This window comes from Brachybacterium sp. B718/18, from assembly GCF_055454375.1.
Window position 1 is genome coordinate 226,646 of record NZ_JBVDDO010000002.1, and the last position, 15,948, is coordinate 242,593.

Here is a 15,948-nt window from a genome sequence, read left to right on the forward strand (position 1 = left end):
CCCGGTACGGTGCGAGGATGACGAGCGCGACGGTGGTCCCGGGGTTCGGGCTCGATGCCCGGGTCGACGAGGAGCGGGCGGGGCTGTGGATCCGCCGCGGCTCCCCGCCGCGCATGCTCTCGATGCACCGGCACGACGACGTCGAGATCAACGTGGTCCTCGATGGGCAGCTGCAGTACCTCCTCGCGGGCCGGCCGCTCACGGTGCGCGCAGGGGAGATCGCCGTGTTCTGGGCGGCGCAGCCCCATGGCCTGGTCGACTCGCGGCCCGGCGACACGCTGTGGATGCACGTGCCCTTCGCGACGGTGCTCGCCTGGGGGTTGCCGGAGGCAGAGACCGCGCCGCTGCTGAGCGGGCGGCCGCTCGTGGCGCGCGCGCCGGAGCTCGCGGCGCGCACGGCATTGCTCGCGCAGCAGTGGGTGCACGAGGTGCCGGGGGCCGAGGGGCCGACGGTCGCCGAGCTCGCCCCGGCCCCGCTGGACCTCGCCGAGCTCGAGATCCACGCGGCCGTGCGACGAATCCTCCGCGCGGGCATTCGGCCAGGCACCCCGGCGGACCCGACCGTCGGCGGCGCCCCCGTCGACCCCGACGCCGGCTCTCCGATCAGCCCTCGCAGCGGCTCCCCCGTCGGTTCCGCGCCGACGGCCCGGCTGCGCCACGTCTCCGCGATGGCGCAGCACGTGCGGGAGCACCATCGCGAGCCCTTGACCGTCGCCGACATCGCCGCCGCCGCGCATCTCACGCCGTCGCACGCGATGACGGTGTTCCGCCGCACCGTCGGCGTGACGCTCGGCGAGTACCTGACGATGTGCCGGGTCGCGGAGGCGCAGCGCCTGCTGCTGACCACGTCGATGACCACGGCGGAGATCGCGGCCGCCGCCGGCTTCGGCTCCCTCTCCAGCTTCTACGAGCACGTCACCGCGGCCTGCGGGATGACGCCGCGGGAGTACCGGCGGCAGGGGCGGTGACTGCGGGCGGCCGGCTCCTCGACCGCGCGTGCTCGCACCGATCGTCGTCGACCCCGGCTATCGTCGCCGGGTACCCACCTCCCGCCGCTCCAGCACCCGTCGACGCCGCAGCCACTCGCGACGTCGCGGCTCGAGCTCCGCACACAGGGAGCTGCCCTTCGTCGGCCCCGGCGAGCGGCTGTTCGTGCTGGACGTGCCGTACGGGACGCAGGTCGAGGGGGCGTCGTGGCATCCGGCGGTGCGGATGCACCTGCACGTCGGCCGCACCCTGCCCGCGCACCTCGCGCCCTACTCCCCCGGGCCCCACACGCTGGGACGGTTCCTCGAGAACGAGCTCAATCCCGGCGCGCCCGCACCGGTCGCCGCCCCGGCGGAGGATCTCGAACCGCGCCAGCTCCAGTACGAGGCGGCCGACGCGATCGCCGCACGTGCCGCCGCGGGCGGGCGCCTGTTCCTGCTGGCCGACGAGCCCGGCGTCGGTAAGACCATCTCCGCGGTGCTGGGGGCGAGCGCCGTCGGCGACCTGCGCGGGGCCGAGCGGGTGCTGGTCGTCGCCGACCGGCCTGCCGCCATCACCATCGGCCACTGGTGCCGCACCATCACCGCCCTCGGCGACGGCGGCCTGGACTGGGTGGTGATCACCTGGGACCGGCTGGAGAAGGTCGCGGGCCACGACTGGGACGTGATCATCGCCGACGAGGCCCACGCCCTGCGGCGCACCTCTACGAAGCGGTGGAAGCTCTGGGCGAAGATCTCCGGGCACGGGAAGCGCCACGACGACGCGCCGTTCGTCATCGCGACCACCGCGACGCCCGGGCACACCCCGCTCGAGCTGCCCTATCTCGCGCCCGCCTACGCGCAGGTGCAGGACGAACCGATGACCACCTGGACCTCGGCGAAGGATCCCGCGGGAGACTTCGCGGCCGCCCTCGAACGGCACGGGATTGCGCTCGAGAAGGGCCGCTACGGGCCGTCCTGGACGAGCGATGCGACCCGTCGGGCGGAGGATCTCACGCGAGTGCGCGGCTGGCTCGCGGACTCGGAGCCGCCCGCGATGCTGCACCGCGCGGCGCCCTGGGGGCCGGTGCCGATCTCGGGCCTGCCGGTCGCGCTGACCCCGGCGGAGCGGGACGCCTACGAGGCGGACTGGGGCGAGTTCTGTCGCGAGATGGACCTCGCGAGGCGCGGCCGGAACACCGCGAAGGGCCGCGCGGCCCTGCTGCGCTTCCGGCAGAAGGCGGGGCTGCTGCGCGTCGACTCGACGGTGCAGTGGATCGCGCAGCAGGTCGAGGCGGATCGGCAGGTGGCCTGTTCCGTCGAGTTCGTCGGCACCGCCGCCAACCCGATCACCGACCGGCTGCGGGCTACCGGGATCGAGGTCGCCACGATCTACGGCCAGGACCGCTTCGACGTCGAGGCCGAGCGGCTCCGCTTCCAGACGGGGAAGGCGCCGGTATGCGTCTTCACCACCGTCGCCTCGATCAGCCTGCACGCCGGGGAGACCCTCGAGGGCGGCGGGCAGGCGAGCACCGCGCCGCGCGTCGGGATCTTCCACCAGGCGCGCTTCTCCGGCATCGCCGGCCGACAGGTCACCGGCCGCACCCACCGCGACCACCAGGTCTCCCCGTGGTACATCGCCTACGCCCAGGACACGGTCGAGGAGCAGGTCAGCAGGGTGATGGTGGAGCGGATCGCCGCGGCCTCCGACACCGTGGGCGGCGACACCGAGGGACTCACCGACGTCGCCCAGCTGCTCCGCGCGGACTGGCTGCCGACAGGGGCGATGACCGAGGGGTGAGGTGTGGGTGGGGTCGCCTCACTCCCCCGTCGCCGCGAGCTTCGCCACGGCCGACGCGATCCGCTTCGCGCGCAGCTCGTCGCTGGTGACCGACAGGATCGGGTGCAGCACGCTGAACCGCGCAGAACGCGTGAGCCCCTCGAAGGCCGCGGCGGCAGCGGGGTCGGCAGCGAGCGCCTCGAGCAGCGCGGGCGGAGGCTCGGCGGTCGCGGGTCCGGCGTAGGCGTTCTCCCAGCGGCCATCGGCCCGGGCGAGCTCGACCTCGGCGCGGCCGCGCTCGCGCATCCGTCCCTCGGCCTCGAGGCGGGCGATGATCTCCACGTTGCGCCGGGACCATATCGACCGCGGCCGGCGCGGAGTGAAGCGCTGCCGGAAGGCGTGCTCGTCATGGGTGCGGCGCTGCCCGTCGATCCAGCCGCAGCACAGTGCCTCCTCGAGCGCCTCCTGGTAGGTGAGGCTGGTCGGAGCGTCCTTCCCCTTCTTCGCCAGCAGCAGCCACACTCCGTCGGAGGTGTCCGCGTGGGAGCGCAGCCAGTCGTGCCAGGACGCCAGGTCGGGGATCACGAGTGGCGGCGGGAGCTCGGTGGGGGCCATGGGAGGAGTGTGGCAGAGAGCGTCCCGCCGACCCTCCTCCCCCGCGCCCGCCGCCCTACCGCCCGCCCCGCTCACCCCTCGAGCACGGCGGTGATGGTCTCGGCGTCGGCCTGGAGGTCCTCGGCGGTGACGAGGTCGGAGGCGTCGGCGGTGAGCAGGTCGACCAGCTCCTGGAGCCGGGCGGCCGCGTCGCCGGAGGTGTAGATGGCCTCGGTGAGGTCGGCGAGCGCAGTGTCGTAGAGCGCGGCGAAGGTCGAGTCGGCGAGGAAGCGCTCGGACAGGATGTTCCCGCCCATCCCGCCGCCCATGCCCCCGCCACCCGCCGCGCCGCCGCGGCCGCCGGCGCCTTCGGGCAGCTCACCCTCGGGCAGCTCACCCCCGGCCGGGGGCTCGAAGTCCTCGGGCAGTTCGCCGTCCTCGGGGAAGCCGCCGGGTCCACCGCCCATGCCGCCCCCGCCACCCATCCCGCCGAAGGCGAGGTTGTGGTCCCAGGCCACGACGTTCCAGGTCGCCGCGTCGGAGTCGTAATGGAGGTAGGAGTTGTTGCCGGGGCCGTCGATGTCGTCGGTGTTGGCGACCATCTCCTGGGCGGCCAGATAGGCGGCGAAGCCGTCCACGTCGAAGCGGTCCATGAGCGTGGAGGCGAACTCGTCGTCCTCGGACTCCTCGAGGAACTGCAGGAACTCGCCGAGCGCGGCGAAGCTCTGCTCCGTGGTGAGGTCGTCCCCCACCCATTCCGCGTCGAACACGTCGACGTAGTCCGCCTCCGTCTCGCCGCGGTAGGAGTAGTCGCCGCCGGCCTGCGCCTTGAGGGTCGCGCCGACCCCGCCGTACCGGTCCTCGTTCCACAGGTCGTCGTCGGGCAGGTCCAGCACGAGGCGCAGCCGCTCCTCGGAGTCGTTCACGCTGAAGCGGGTATAGCTGTACTGCTCGGCGGGGACGCCCGCGGCGGCGAGCACCTCGAGCGCCATCGCCTCGTTGAGGGAGGAGGGGGTGTTGTTGCCGCGCACGGCGAAGTAGGTGCGGCCGGCGTAGCTCTGGCCGTCCTCGTACTTGTCCAGTCGGATCACCCAGGGCAGACCCTCCGGCTCGTCGGCCGACAGGCTCCCGTCGCCCTCATCGTCCATGCCGCCCATCCTGCCGCCGCCGGTCGGCATCTCGCCGCCGCCGTCCGAGGCGGCAGGTGCGGCGTCGGCGTCAGCGCCGTCCGACGCTCCCCCGGCGGCGTCACCCCCGCCGTCGGACGCGGCCCCGCCGTCGGACGCTCCCCCGCCCGCGGCCGTGCCGCCGCTCGCGAGGCCGCGCAGGCTCGAGTTGCCCTTGAGCTTGAGGCCGGCGCGCTCGAAGACGTTGCCGTCGATCTCGACGTCGGCCTCGATCCACTCCTTCTCCTCGGACTCCTGGTAGGTCAGGATCATCGCGTCGTAGGCATCCTGGTCGACGGAGACCGACAGGGTGTGCACGCTCGCGGTGTCCCAGAAGTCGCCCTCGACCGCACCGCTGACGACGGTGCCGTCGAGCCCCGCCCCGTCCGCGGCCCCGGATTCCGTGCAGGCCGCGACGGTCAGCACCGCCCCGAGCCCGCCGAGGGCGAGCAGCTCGCGCCGGGAGGGCCGACGGAGCAGGTCGGGCAGCGGGGCACGGGAGGTCGGGGCGGACGGGGCGGGCTTCTGCGGTGCGGTCATCCCTCGACGGTAGGGACGGCGGGTATGCCTCCCCCTGGGCGGCGCTGTGCATCGGCTGTGCATGTCGGCGCATGCTGCGGCGGGCGGAGGTCCGACGGGATCAAGAGCAGCACGCAGCCGCCCCGGATCAGGAGCATCTCCCTCTCGCCGATCAGCACGCTCTCGCGGCCGAGCAGCGGGTGCGCGGGGGCGTACAGCGGCAGGGCGATCAGCGCGTCGATCACGGTCGCGCCCACGTAGTTGGCCGCACCGACTCCTCGACGCGGCGCGGGAGATCCAGCTCCGCGATCCCGAGGCCGAGCAGGAACAGGCCGGGCACGAGCATCATCCCGCCGGCGAGCGGCCGACGTCCGGCTCGACGCGCGGGTCGATGGGTCCTGGCCCGGCTCCACCTCGTCTCGGACCATCCGGACTTCACCGAGGCGCATCTCTGGTGCATAGTCCACGTCGACGAGGACGGGCTGATCACCGAGGTCGAGGAGACGATCGGGTCGATCCCGTGAGGCGGGAGGGCGCCGACGGGCGGGGCGGAGAGCCCGACGGCCCATCCCCGATACCATCGAGCCCTCCCCACCGCTTCCAGCGTCGGCAGCGTTCCCGTCCCGCCCGCGCTGGAGGTCCCCGTGCCGCAGTCCCCGTCCGCCTCGTCCCCGTCGGCGCCGCTCACCCCGGGGCGCCTGCGCCTGGTGATCGTGGCGATGGCGCTCGGCGCCTTCGCGATCGGCACCACCGAGTTCGCCTCGATGGGCCTGCTGCCGCAGATCGCCGACGACCTCGGGGCGAGCATCCCGCAGGCCGGCATGCTGATCACCCTCTATGCGCTGGGCGTGGTGGTCGGGGCGCCGCTCGTGACGATCGCGGCGGTGCGCCTGCCGCGAGCCCGTCTGCTGGTGCTGCTCATCGCCCTGATCGGGCTCGGAAACCTGCTCTCGGCGGTGGCGCCGAGCTTCGGGGTGCTCGCGATCGCCCGGGTCATCGCGGGCCTCCCCCACGGCGCCTACTTCGGCGTCGCCTCCCTGGTCGCCTCGCGGCTCTCCCCACCCGGGCGCCGCGCCCGCTCCGTGTCGCTCGTGATGCTGGGCCTGACCATCGCGACGATGCTGGGCGTCCCGGCATCGACCGCGCTCGGCCAGTCGGTCGGCTGGCGCTGGGCGTACGTGATCGTCGTGGTGATCGCGGCGGCGAGCACCATCGCGATCTGGCGCCTCGTGCCCGAGCCGGAGGGCAGCGGCACCACCGGATCGATCCGCGGCGAGCTGCGGGCCCTGCGCCGCGCCCAGGTGTGGTTCGGCCTCGGCATCGGCTCGATCGGCTTCGGCGGCATGTTCGCCGTGTACAGCTACATCGGCGAGATCATCCCCGGTGTGCTGGGCCTCGGCGAGCGCGGCGTGCCGTGGGCGCTGTTCGTGTTCGGCATCGGCATGACGATCGGCAACATCCTCGCCGGTCGCCTTGCCGATCTCAGCATCTACGGCACGATCTTCGCGGGCCTGATCGGCATGACCCTCAGCCTCGCGGTGTTCGCCCTCGTCGCCCAGAGCGCGGCGGCAGGCCTCGTGCTGCTGTTCGCGATCGCCGTGACCTCGCAGCTGATGGGCCCGTCGCTGCAGATGTTCCTGCTCGACGCCTCGCCCGACGCCCCCTCCCTCGCCGCGGCCCTGCACCATTCCGCGCTCAACCTCGGCAACTCCCTCGGGGCGGCGCTCGGCGCGGCCGTGCTCGCCGCCGGCTGGGGACTGCTCGCTCCGTCCTGGGTCGGCGTGGGGCTCGCCCTGCTCGGCCTGGTCGTGGCCGGCTGGTCGTTCGCGCTGCACCGTCGGCAGACGGCGGCTGGTGACGGCGCGGAGGCCCGGGCGGGGGCCGAGACGGTGCCGGTCGGCGGCTGAGCCGGTGCCGGTCGGCGGCTGAGCGGGCGGGGTCGAGACGCCGGCTGCTGGAACTCCGCGCCAGGCGTGACCTCAGCGCTCCTCAGGCCCCCAGGTCGCACAGGGCGCGGAGTTTCAGCAGGGCCGGGTGGGGAGTGCAGGTCTGGGGGGACGCCCCGGCGCTGCTCAGCTCGCCGGAAGATCCTCCGCGACGAAGAGCTGCTCGACGGTGCCGTCGGCGTGAACGGTCTCCTCGTAGCCGGCGGGGATCACCCGGCGCCAGAACGCGGTCGCCGAGGAGTTCGTCGCGAGCTGGCTGATCGACCATCGCCCCGGGTGGAGGGCGATGATATCGCGGGCGGCGCGGGCACCGACCCCGGTGCGGCGGTACTTCCGAAGCACGAAGAACTCCGCCATCTGCACCGGGTCCTCGGCGCGCACCAGCGCGAAGCCAGCCGGACGGCCGTCGACGCGGATCACGTAGGCGTGACGCTCGGGCTCCTCCCGATACGCATGGAGCCAGGCGTAGGAGTAGCGGCCCCGCTCGTCGACGTCGTAGCCCGCATGCTCCGAGAAGTCGTGGAGGTAGAGCTGCAGGAGCTGCTCGAGCAGCGCGAACTCCGCCTCGGTCGCTCGGGTGACGGTCGGTCCCTGCCCTGCTGTCGGTGCTGCCATGTCGGCACTGTACGAGGGCGGGTGGGGACGGGCACCTGACTTTCCCGGGGGTGGGAGGGTGGGAGGGGCGAGGTGCGGCGGCAGGGCGGAAGGGTCGGCAGCGGTCTGGTGCGGCGGGCTCGCTGCGGAAAAACTGCGCCTGGCGTGACCTCACGGCTCCACAGCCCGTCAGATCATGCTGGGCGCGGAGTCTCAGCAGAGCTGGCCGGGGCAAGCTGGCGGGGGCTGGTGGCTGGCCGTGGCGGGGCGGGTGGTAGTAGACCGGAGCGGGTGGGCTGGAGCAGGGGGCGGACGGGGCGGGGGCCAGGCCGGGCGAAGCCGCCCAGCCCGTCCAGCCCTCCGCTACCCTCGACGCCATGCATGGGGAGAAGAGCATCCGAGGGGTCCGCGCTCGACGGGGAGCGGCAGCGCTGCTGCTCATCGGGATGCTCCTGCTCAGCGGATGCACCGAGAAGGTGCAGCAGCGCTGCAGCGGGAGCGACAACACGGTGACCTGCACCGCCACCTACGAGAAGTCCGAGGGGCAGTGGAGCACCGAGCTCGAGGGTAAGAGGCGGCACGGCGAGGTGACCATCTCCGGCACCTTCACCGTGACCTCCGGGAGCGGCACCCTGGAGATCGAGCACGCCGACGGCGTCGAGGAGTTCCCGCTCAGCGCCGACGAGCCGGTGGAGATCTCCGATCTGACCCTGCCGCTGATCGAGCCGCGCGACGCCGACGACGACACCCGCGTGGTGCTCTACACCCGGACCGACGGGACCTTCGAGGGGTTCTCTGCCGAGTACACCTTCGAGACCCGCTGAGCCGGGCCCACCCGCCGCCCCGTCATCCCCGCCCGGTGACGATCCCCCGGATCACGTCGGCCGGGAGCTTCGGCACTCGGTCGGCGGTGGCGAGGCCGTTGGCCTCCTGCAAGGTGTCGGTGAGCTGGGTGTAGCAGAACCCGGCGAGCACCTCGCTCGCATGCAGGGCGGCGAACAGCCCGCCGACCTTCTCCGCGAACGCCTCCGGATCCGAGACGGTGGCGTACCCCCAGGTGCCGTCGGCCGCGTAGGCGATCCCGCCGAACTCGGTGACCATGATCGGCGCGCCCTCGTGGATGTCGACCGCGCCGTCGTCGATCGGCCGTCGGCGCTGCGGGCCGCGCCCCGCGATGAGCGCCGCCACGGACGCCTCGTCGGCCCAGGTGCGGGCGAGCGCCTCGTCGTCGGTGGTATAGTCGTGCAAGGCGATCACGTCGCCGCCGGTCAGCTCGTAACCGTCGTTGGAGACGACCGGCCGGCTCGGGTCCAGCGCCTTGGTGAGCGCGGTGAGGGCGATGGTGAGCTGCCGCTGCGGGAGGGAGTCGGCGAGGTCGCGCACGCCCCAGGACTCGTTGACCGGCACCCAGGTGACGACGCTCGGATGCGGCCGGCACTGCTCGACGATCTCGGTCCACTCGTGCGTGATCGCGGCGGCCGCGGCGGGGCTGTAGGCGTAGGCGTTCGCGGTCTCGCCCCAGATCAGCACGCCGAGGCGGTCGGCCCAGTGCAGGAAGCGAGGGTCCTCGACCTTCTGGTGGATGCGGGCGGCGTTGAAACCGAGCTCCTTGATCAGCTCGACCTCGGCCCGCAGCGCCTCGGGCGTCGGGGCGGTCAGGTGCGAGGAGGGCCAGTACCCCTGCTCGAGCACGGAGCGCACGTAGTACGGCTCGCCGTTAAGCAGGAAGTGGCCACGGTCAATGCCGGTGGTGCGCAGTCCCAGGTAGCTCGCCGCCCGGTCACCGACCTCGCCGTCCTCGAGCACCTCGAGATCCACGTCGACGAGCACCGGATGCTCGGGGCTCCACAGCAGCCGGTCGCGGTCCTGCGTGTTCCGCACCGCGGGCACGTCCACGCTCACCTCGACCCGGGGCTCGAGGGCGCAGGTTTGCACGCTGCCCAGCAGAACGTCGCCGGCGCGGAGGGTCACCCGCAGCTCGGTTCCGGCTCGCGGCCGTCGGGCGAGGCGCACGCTCAGCTCCACGCGCGCCCGCGCCATGTCGAAGTCGCTGTGCACGGCGGTGACGTGCTGCTCGGGCACCTGCTCGAGCCACACGGTGCGCCAGATGCCGCTCGAGCGGTGATACCAGATGGCGTGCGGCTCCTCGCGCCAGTCCTGCTTGCCGCGGGGCTGCTCCGGATCATGCGGGTCATCGAGGGCCCGGACCACGACCACGTGCTCCTGCGCCTCGCCGAGCGCATGGGTGATGTCGAGCGTGAACGCGGTCTGACCGCCCACGTGCCGCCCCACGTGGAGACCGTTCACCCAGACGTCGGCCGTGTGGTCGACCGCCCCGAGGTGCAGCAGCGTCCGCTCCCCTGCCCGCGCGGCGGCGCGCAGCGTGCGCCGGTACCAGAGCACGGGATGGAAGCCCGTCTCGTGGATTCCGGAGGCCTCGCTCTCGGGCACAAAGGGCACGAGGATCTCGCGGTCGAAGCGCCCCTCCTGCCCTGGCGCGAACCAGTGCTCGTCGAGCCCGCGGTCCGCGTCGTCCTGGGCGAAGCCCCAGGTCCCGTCGAGATCGGTCCAGTCCGCGCGCCGCAGCGTGGGGCGGGGGTGGAGGGCGGCGTCGGGCTCGGAGGGCTCGGGCTGGGCGGTCTGGGTCATCGGTCGGTGCTCCTTCGCACGGAGTGAGGGGGTGTGGTCCCGGGGTCGATCATCCCTTGATCCCGGTGAGCGTGACGCCGTCGACGACAGGCGGCATGTCAGGCCTCATCGGGGCTCACGGTGCGGTCCCCCTCGGGGATCCACACGCGCATCGGGCCGATCTCGCGGTTGGCCCACAGGAAGTACGGGATGGCGAGGGCGCGGCGGCGGGCGTTCTCGGGCCGCACCACGACCTCCATCTCGGCGACGGGGATCTCTCCCAGCCCCGCGACCTCCGCGAGGCGGTCGGTGATCGCGGCACCGGTCAGCGCCAGGTCGTCGACCCGCACGGCCGGGTCCTGATCGACGTGCTCGAGGGCCAGCACGAGCGGTCCGCGCTCGAGGGCGACGCTGCCGCGCGCGGAGTCGTTGCGGTGGTGGGGACGGACGCGCCGCACCTCCGTCGGCAGCTCGAGCACCACCCGATCCCCCGCGGCCCACTCGCGGCGGACCCGCGCGTACCCGCCCGCGGCCGGGGCCGACGTGCCCCCGTCGGCCGCCGTGAGCCGGGCCCCGTCGGCCCAGCCGGGGATCCGCAGCGCCATCTCGCGCTCCCCGGGCTCGGCCGCGAGCACCTCGAGCTCGATCCGGCCCTGGAACGGGTAGCCGGTGCGCATCCGCAGGTGGAGGCCGCCGCCGTGGATCTCGGCGTCGGCGAACTGGTGGATCTGCAGGCGGGTGCCGCCGTCCTCGCCCCCGCCCTCCGTCGCGAGCAGGTGGTGGAGCGTGGCGAGGGTGCGCATGAGGTTCGTCGGGCAGCAGGAGCAGCCGAACCAGGGCTGGCGGCCTGCGGCGCCCATGCGGTCGTCGTGGGCGACGGCGCCCTCGCGGACCTGCAGCGTGTTGACGTAGAAGTACTTCTGGCCGTCCTGGGAGCGGCCGGAGAGCACGGCGTTGTAGAGCTGGCGCTCGATGAGGTCCGCGTACCTCGCCTCACCGGTCGCGAGGAGCAGGCGCCAGGACCACTGGATCGAGGCGATCGCCGCGCAGGTCTCGCCGTAGCCTCGGTCGCTCGGCAGCTCGTAGGGCTCCCCGAAGGCCTCGCCCTCCCAGCGTGATCCGAGGCTGCCGTTGACGTACATCTTCGCGTCGACCATGTTCGCCCACTGCCGCTCGAGCACGGCGAGCAGCTCCGCGTCGCCGGTCTCGACGGCGAGGTCGGTCGCCCCGGCGGCGAGGTAGACGGCGCGCACCGCATGCCCCTCGACGTGCTCCGCCTCCCGCACCGGCACCCGGTCGCTGAAGTACACCGGGGTCCAGCCCTGCCAGGTCGGATCGGTGATCGTGCGGTGCCCGCGCACCTCGACGAAGTAGCGGGCGAGCTCGAGGTAGCGCTCCTCCCCGGTGCTGCGGAACAGTTCCACGAGCGCCATCTCCACGAGGGGGTGCCCGCAGGTCTCCTCCCGCTTCCCCCAGCCGAAGGTGTCGTCGAGATGGTCCGCGGCGCGGCGGGCGACCTGCAGCAGCACCGTGGAGCCGGTGGTGCGGTGCTGGGCGACGGCGGCCTGGATCATCGTCGCCATGTTGAAGATCTCGTGGTCGTAGGAGATCCACTCCCACCGCTCCCGCACCCCGGCGGACTGGTTGTAGGTGGAGAGATAGCCGTCGTCGGCCTGCGCCCGGGCGGCGAGCGCGCTGTACCGCTCGAGCCAGGTGCCGAGCTCGCCCGTCGGATCCTGCTCCGCCTCCCAGCCCACGGCCTCGAGCCACTTGAACACCTCGCCGTCCTCGAAGACGGGGCCGTGGTGCGGGCCCACCTCCCGGGCGGCGGCGCGCTCGAGGTTCTCGAAGGCCTGCTCCCGCACCAGGTGCTCGTGCCCCTGCGGGACGGTGGTCTCCTCGTTCTCCCGCTGGAGCCGCCCGAGGAAGCCGCCGACGATCCGCGCTCCGGCGAGCGGGAGCGGGCGGAGCATCGTCGCGGCGAGCGGGGCGACGGGTCCGGCGCCGACGGTGCGGCGCAGGTCGGGGAGGGTGGTCTGGTCCGTCTGGTCCGTCACAGGGGGCCTCTTCGCGTCCTCGGGAATGGGGGAGCCGACGGGATGGTCGGTGGTCGTCCGGGACCAGCCTCACACCCGGGACAGCCAGAGGCAACATGTTTCCTAAACTGGTCTCGTGTTTCCTTCCGGCGACCTCGCACCCCTGCGCTCTCTGGCCCGATGCGGTACCTTGCGAGGGAAACAGGAGAGGATGCCGCCATGAGCCCGACGCGCAGCACGACGGTGCGGGATGTCGCCCGCGCCGCCGGGGTCTCCCCCGGCACGGTCTCCAAGGCGCTCAACGGGACCGGCTCGGTGAGCCCCGAGACCCGCTCGCGGATCCTCGCCACCGCCGAGGCCCTCGACTACCGGCCCAACGACCTCGCCCGCAGCGTGTTCGAGCGGCGCAGCTTCACCGTCGGCATGATCACCACCGACAGCTTCGGCCGCTTCAGCGTGCCCGTGATGCTCGGCGCGGAGGACGCCCTCGGCGCCGGCCGCATCTCCGTGTTCCTGTGCGACAGCCGCGACGATCCCATCCGCGAGCGGCACTACATCGACGTGCTGCAGCGCCGCCGCGTCGACGGCTTCATCGTCACCGGCCGCTCCTCGAACCCGCGTCCTCCGCTCGAGGTCCATGCGGGCACGCCGGTCGTCTACGCGCACGCGCCGTCGAGCGTCCCGGGGGCGACGAACGTGCTGATCGACGACCGCCGCGCCGGGGAGCTCGGCGCCGAGCACCTCCTCTCCCTCGGCCGCACCCGGCTCGCCCTGCTCATGGGGCCTGATTGCTTCGTGGCCTCCTCCCACCGCGCCGAGGGATTCCTCGCGGCGCTGACCTCCGCGGGGCTCGAGCCGGTGTGCCCGCCGCTGCTCGGCGAGTGGAGCGAGCAGTGGGGACGCCACGCCACGGCCCGGCTGCTGCGCGAGCACCCGGAGGTCGACGGGATCCTCTGCGGCAGCGACCTGATCGCCCGCGGCGCCCTCGACATGCTGCGCGAGCACGGCCGCGCGGTGCCCGGCGACGTCTCCGTGGTGGGCACCGACGACTGGGAGGTCATCGCCGCGGGCGCCCGCCCCGCCCTCACCAGCGTGGACACGAATCTGCGGGACCTGGGGCGGGTCGCTGCCGAGCGCCTGCTCGAGGCGATCGACGGCCGCCCGCGCCGCGGTACCGAGTGGATCGCCCCGCGCCTCACCCTCCGCGACTCCACGGCGCCGCTCGAGGCGGGCACCTCGCGGTAGCCCCCGGGCAGCGCCAGACCCCTCAACGGCACGAGAACCCCCGCAGACTTGGGGGAATCCAGGCGTTATTCCCCCAAGTCTGCGGGGGTTCCGGGGGTTCCGGGGGTCGCGCGGGACGGCGCGGGCTCGGGCGGGACGCGGGGCTCGGGCGCCGGCACCCGGCGCCTCAGCGGCGGCGGACGAGCACCACGGGGTCGCTGCCGACGGCGTCGAGGAAGGGTCCCTCGACTTCGTAGTCATCGCCGTTGGCGACGATCACGGGGCTGATCAGCGAGGGGACGCGGGGGCGCAGCAGGGCGAGGTCGACCTCGAGCACGGGCTGCCCGGTGATCACCCGCTCCCCCTCCGCGAGGCGGCAGCGGATGCCCTCCCCGCACAGCGACACGGAGCCGAGGCCGGCGTGGAGCATGATCACGGCGCCATTGGCGGTGCGGATCCCGACGGCGTGGGCGGCCTTCGCGATGAGCACGATCGTCCCGTCGACGGGCGAGCAGAAGCGCCCGTTCTCCGGGTCGACGGCGAAGCCGGGGCCCATCATGCCGCGGGAGATCACCGGATCCGGCACCTCGTCCAGCGGCAGCAGCCGTCCGGCGACGGGGCTGGCGACCGCGACGGCATCGTCGATCAGCAGCTTCTTCTTCCCGAACCCGAGCACGGCTCCTCCTCTCCGTCACGACCGATCTGCGGGACAAACGCCCCACAGTATGCGCCCGTTCCGGAGCGGCCGTGAAGATGGGAGCCGCAGAGGACGTGTGAGCCTCGCCCCGTCGGCTCAGACGCCGACGGCCGCCCGGCGCGCCACCGCGGCATCGGCGCCGTCGCCCACGAGGGAGGCGTTCAGATGCGCTCCGGCGAGCGCACCGGCCGCCGCCGAGGCTCCGACCTGCGCCATCGGATCGGCGAGATTGCCCGCGGCCCAGATGCCGGGCACGCCCGTCGCCCCGCCCATCGCGGTGACCACCTTCTCGCCGAACCCGCCCGGGAGCTCCTCGAGAGGGAGTCCGAGGTCACCCAGTCCGTCGAGCCGGGGATGGACCCGGGAGGCGACGGCGAGCACATCACGCTGCACGAGGGTGCCGTCAGCGAGGCGGACCCCCGCGAGGGATCCGTCGGCCGCGGCCTCCACCTGCGAGGCCGCCCCGTCGATCACCGTGATGCCGAGGGCGGCGAAGCGCTCGAGGGTCTCCTCCTCGAAGCGGGTGCCGCGGGAGAAGACGGTCACGTCGTCGCTCAGCTGCCGGAACAGCAGCGCCTGGTGCGCGGAGGCGGGGCCGACGGCGAGCACGCCGATCGCCTGGTCGCGCACCTCCCAGCCATGGCAGTAGGGGCAGTGGACGAGGCCGCGGCCCCAGTGCTCGGCGAGGCCGGGGATCGCGGGCAGCTCGTCGCGCACGCCCGTGGCGAGCAGCAGCCGACGGGCGGTGACGACGCGGCCGTCCGCGAGGTCGACGGTGAAGCGGAGGTCCCCGTCGGCGGCGGGCCGGTCGGCGCGGGCACCGACGACCCGGGCGCCGACGACGAGCCCGCCGTACGAGCGGACCTCGGCCCGGCCGCGGGCGAGCAGCTCTCCGGGCGCCATGCCCTCGCGGCCGAGCAGACCGTGGATCCCGGCTGCGGGCGCGTTGCGGGGATCGCCCGTGTCGAGCACGAGCACCGAGCGGCGGGAGCGGACCAGCATCAGGGCGGCGTTGAGCCCCGCGGCGCCGCCGCCGAGGACGGCGACGTCCACGAGCTCGTCGGGCAGGGTGTCGGCAGTGTCGGGGGTGGCGGGGTGGATCGACGACATGGGAGCTCCTTGGGGGATCAGCGGGCGGGTGCTGGTCGATCCTGGACCGGAATTGCCCCACGGGACTACTCTCTTGCTCATGACGCAAACACCCGGAGGTCTCGACGACCTGGTGCGCAAGCGGCTGAGAGCTGTGCGACTCGCCCGCGGCCTCTCCCTCGCCGAGCTCGCGGAGGCCTCGCACCTCTCCGTCTCCACCCTGTCCCGGATCGAGACCGGCTCGCGTCGCCTGGCGCTCGACCAGCTGGCGACCCTCGCCCGCGCACTGGACACGAGCCTCGACCAGCTCGTCGCCACCGAGGCCGACGACGTAGTGATCGCCCCGGTCAGGGATCTTGCCGGCGACGGCGGTCTGCGCTGGACGCTCCGCGACAGCCCAGACACGACGATCCTCCGCCGCCGCTTCACGGGGCCGCCCCCGTCGGACCCCTCGAGGCTCCGCGCCCACCCGGGCCGGGAGTGGCTGCTGGTGCTCTCGGGCACCGCGACCCTCCTGCTCGGCACCCGCAGCTATCGGATCGAGCGCGATCATGCCGCGGAGTTCCCGACGATGCTCCCCCATGCGCTCGGGGCCGACGGCCGCCCCTGCGAGGTGGTGATGGTCTTCGACCGGGAGGCCCGACGCGGACACCGCGATCCCGCACCCGGGCTCCGGGAGTAGTCTGCCGGGGGCTCCACAGCCGGGAGAC

General features: G+C 73.5%; 14 protein-coding genes. 6 read left to right on the forward strand and 8 right to left on the reverse strand.

Going from position 1 to position 15,948, the window contains the following annotated elements; all coding sequences use genetic code 11:
* The first annotated feature begins 17 nt into the window (after window positions 1–17).
* Both ACZCAH_RS04900 and ACZCAH_RS04905 read left to right on the forward strand, forming a co-directional pair.
* Window positions 18–968 carry a helix-turn-helix domain-containing protein gene (locus ACZCAH_RS04900; protein WP_464340002.1) on the forward strand — a complete coding sequence of 317 codons (951 nt, stop codon included), beginning with the start codon at window positions 18–20 and terminating at the stop codon, window positions 966–968.
* Between the two features lie 28 nt (window positions 969–996).
* Window positions 997–2,766: a DEAD/DEAH box helicase gene (locus ACZCAH_RS04905; protein WP_464340003.1), complete on the forward strand. Its 1,770-nt coding sequence runs from the start codon at window positions 997–999 to the stop codon at window positions 2,764–2,766.
* An 18-nt stretch (window positions 2,767–2,784) separates the two neighbouring features.
* Here the strand turns inward: ACZCAH_RS04905 and ACZCAH_RS04910 are convergent, their stop codons facing one another.
* The 3 genes from ACZCAH_RS04910 to ACZCAH_RS04920 form a co-directional block, all read right to left on the reverse strand.
* Entirely contained in the window at window positions 2,785–3,360 is a 576-nt protein-coding gene (locus tag ACZCAH_RS04910; RefSeq protein ID WP_464340004.1) for a YdeI/OmpD-associated family protein, read from the reverse strand.
* A 71-nt stretch (window positions 3,361–3,431) separates the two neighbouring features.
* Window positions 3,432–5,045: a CotH kinase family protein gene (locus tag ACZCAH_RS04915; RefSeq protein ID WP_464340005.1), complete on the reverse strand. Its 1,614-nt coding sequence runs from the start codon at window positions 5,043–5,045 to the stop codon at window positions 3,432–3,434.
* The gene (locus tag ACZCAH_RS04920) at window positions 5,042–5,281 is read right to left on the reverse strand and encodes a hypothetical protein (protein WP_464340006.1); all 240 of its coding nucleotides are present in this window, start codon (window positions 5,279–5,281) and stop codon (window positions 5,042–5,044) included. The genes ACZCAH_RS04915 and ACZCAH_RS04920 overlap by 4 nt, the downstream gene beginning before the upstream one ends.
* Before the next feature lie 387 nt (window positions 5,282–5,668).
* Between ACZCAH_RS04920 and ACZCAH_RS04925 the strand changes: the two genes are divergently transcribed.
* Entirely contained in the window at window positions 5,669–6,931 is a 1,263-nt protein-coding gene (locus ACZCAH_RS04925) for an MFS transporter (protein ID WP_464340007.1), read from the forward strand.
* Between the two features lie 165 nt (window positions 6,932–7,096).
* Here ACZCAH_RS04925 and ACZCAH_RS04930 read toward each other — a convergent pair whose 3' ends face one another.
* Entirely contained in the window at window positions 7,097–7,585 is a 489-nt protein-coding gene (locus tag ACZCAH_RS04930; protein ID WP_464340008.1) for a GNAT family N-acetyltransferase, read from the reverse strand.
* 356 nt (window positions 7,586–7,941) lie between these two features.
* On the opposite strand from ACZCAH_RS04930, the gene ACZCAH_RS04935 reads away from it, so the two are divergent.
* On the forward strand, window positions 7,942–8,388 hold the full coding sequence (locus ACZCAH_RS04935) for a hypothetical protein (protein WP_464340009.1): 447 nt from the start codon (window positions 7,942–7,944) through the stop codon (window positions 8,386–8,388).
* Between the two features lie 22 nt (window positions 8,389–8,410).
* Here ACZCAH_RS04935 and ACZCAH_RS04940 read toward each other — a convergent pair whose 3' ends face one another.
* On the reverse strand, window positions 8,411–10,213 hold the full coding sequence (locus tag ACZCAH_RS04940) for a glycoside hydrolase family 2 protein (RefSeq protein WP_464340010.1): 1,803 nt from the start codon (window positions 10,211–10,213) through the stop codon (window positions 8,411–8,413).
* A gap of 98 nt (window positions 10,214–10,311) precedes the next feature.
* Entirely contained in the window at window positions 10,312–12,249 is a 1,938-nt protein-coding gene (locus ACZCAH_RS04945) for a glycoside hydrolase family 127 protein (protein WP_464340011.1), read from the reverse strand.
* Window positions 12,250–12,447: 198 nt separating this feature from the next.
* Between ACZCAH_RS04945 and ACZCAH_RS04950 the strand changes: the two genes are divergently transcribed.
* Window positions 12,448–13,473 carry a LacI family DNA-binding transcriptional regulator gene (locus ACZCAH_RS04950; RefSeq protein ID WP_464340012.1) on the forward strand — a complete coding sequence of 342 codons (1,026 nt, stop codon included), beginning with the start codon at window positions 12,448–12,450 and terminating at the stop codon, window positions 13,471–13,473.
* A gap of 166 nt (window positions 13,474–13,639) precedes the next feature.
* Here the strand turns inward: ACZCAH_RS04950 and ACZCAH_RS04955 are convergent, their stop codons facing one another.
* Window positions 13,640–14,128 (reverse strand): PTS sugar transporter subunit IIA, encoded by a 489-nt coding sequence (locus ACZCAH_RS04955; RefSeq protein ID WP_464340013.1) that lies wholly within the window; start codon window positions 14,126–14,128, stop codon window positions 13,640–13,642.
* Window positions 14,129–14,245: 117 nt separating this feature from the next.
* Window positions 14,246–15,259 (reverse strand): NAD(P)/FAD-dependent oxidoreductase, encoded by a 1,014-nt coding sequence (locus tag ACZCAH_RS04960; protein ID WP_464340014.1) that lies wholly within the window; start codon window positions 15,257–15,259, stop codon window positions 14,246–14,248.
* A 79-nt stretch (window positions 15,260–15,338) separates the two neighbouring features.
* On the opposite strand from ACZCAH_RS04960, the gene ACZCAH_RS04965 reads away from it, so the two are divergent.
* Entirely contained in the window at window positions 15,339–15,920 is a 582-nt protein-coding gene (locus ACZCAH_RS04965; protein ID WP_464340015.1) for a helix-turn-helix domain-containing protein, read from the forward strand.
* The last annotated feature ends 28 nt before the right edge of the window (window positions 15,921–15,948 follow it).

Bases quoted from the DNA above. Each gene is read 5' to 3' on its own strand.
- ACZCAH_RS04935 (WP_464340009.1), top strand. From the start codon at position 7,942: ATGCATGGGGAGAAGAGCATCCGAGGGGTCCGCGCTCGACGGGGAGCG.
- ACZCAH_RS04950 (WP_464340012.1), top strand. From the start codon at position 12,448: ATGAGCCCGACGCGCAGCACGACGGTGCGGGATGTCGCCCGCGCCGCC.
- ACZCAH_RS04940 (WP_464340010.1), bottom strand. From the start codon at position 10,213: ATGACCCAGACCGCCCAGCCCGAGCCCTCCGAGCCCGACGCCGCCCTC.
- ACZCAH_RS04915 (WP_464340005.1), bottom strand. From the start codon at position 5,045: ATGACCGCACCGCAGAAGCCCGCCCCGTCCGCCCCGACCTCCCGTGCC.
- ACZCAH_RS04930 (WP_464340008.1), bottom strand. From the start codon at position 7,585: ATGGCAGCACCGACAGCAGGGCAGGGACCGACCGTCACCCGAGCGACC.
- ACZCAH_RS04910 (WP_464340004.1), bottom strand. From the start codon at position 3,360: ATGGCCCCCACCGAGCTCCCGCCGCCACTCGTGATCCCCGACCTGGCG.
- ACZCAH_RS04965 (WP_464340015.1), top strand. From the start codon at position 15,339: ATGACGCAAACACCCGGAGGTCTCGACGACCTGGTGCGCAAGCGGCTG.
- ACZCAH_RS04900 (WP_464340002.1), top strand. From the start codon at position 18: ATGACGAGCGCGACGGTGGTCCCGGGGTTCGGGCTCGATGCCCGGGTC.
- ACZCAH_RS04960 (WP_464340014.1), bottom strand. From the start codon at position 15,259: ATGTCGTCGATCCACCCCGCCACCCCCGACACTGCCGACACCCTGCCC.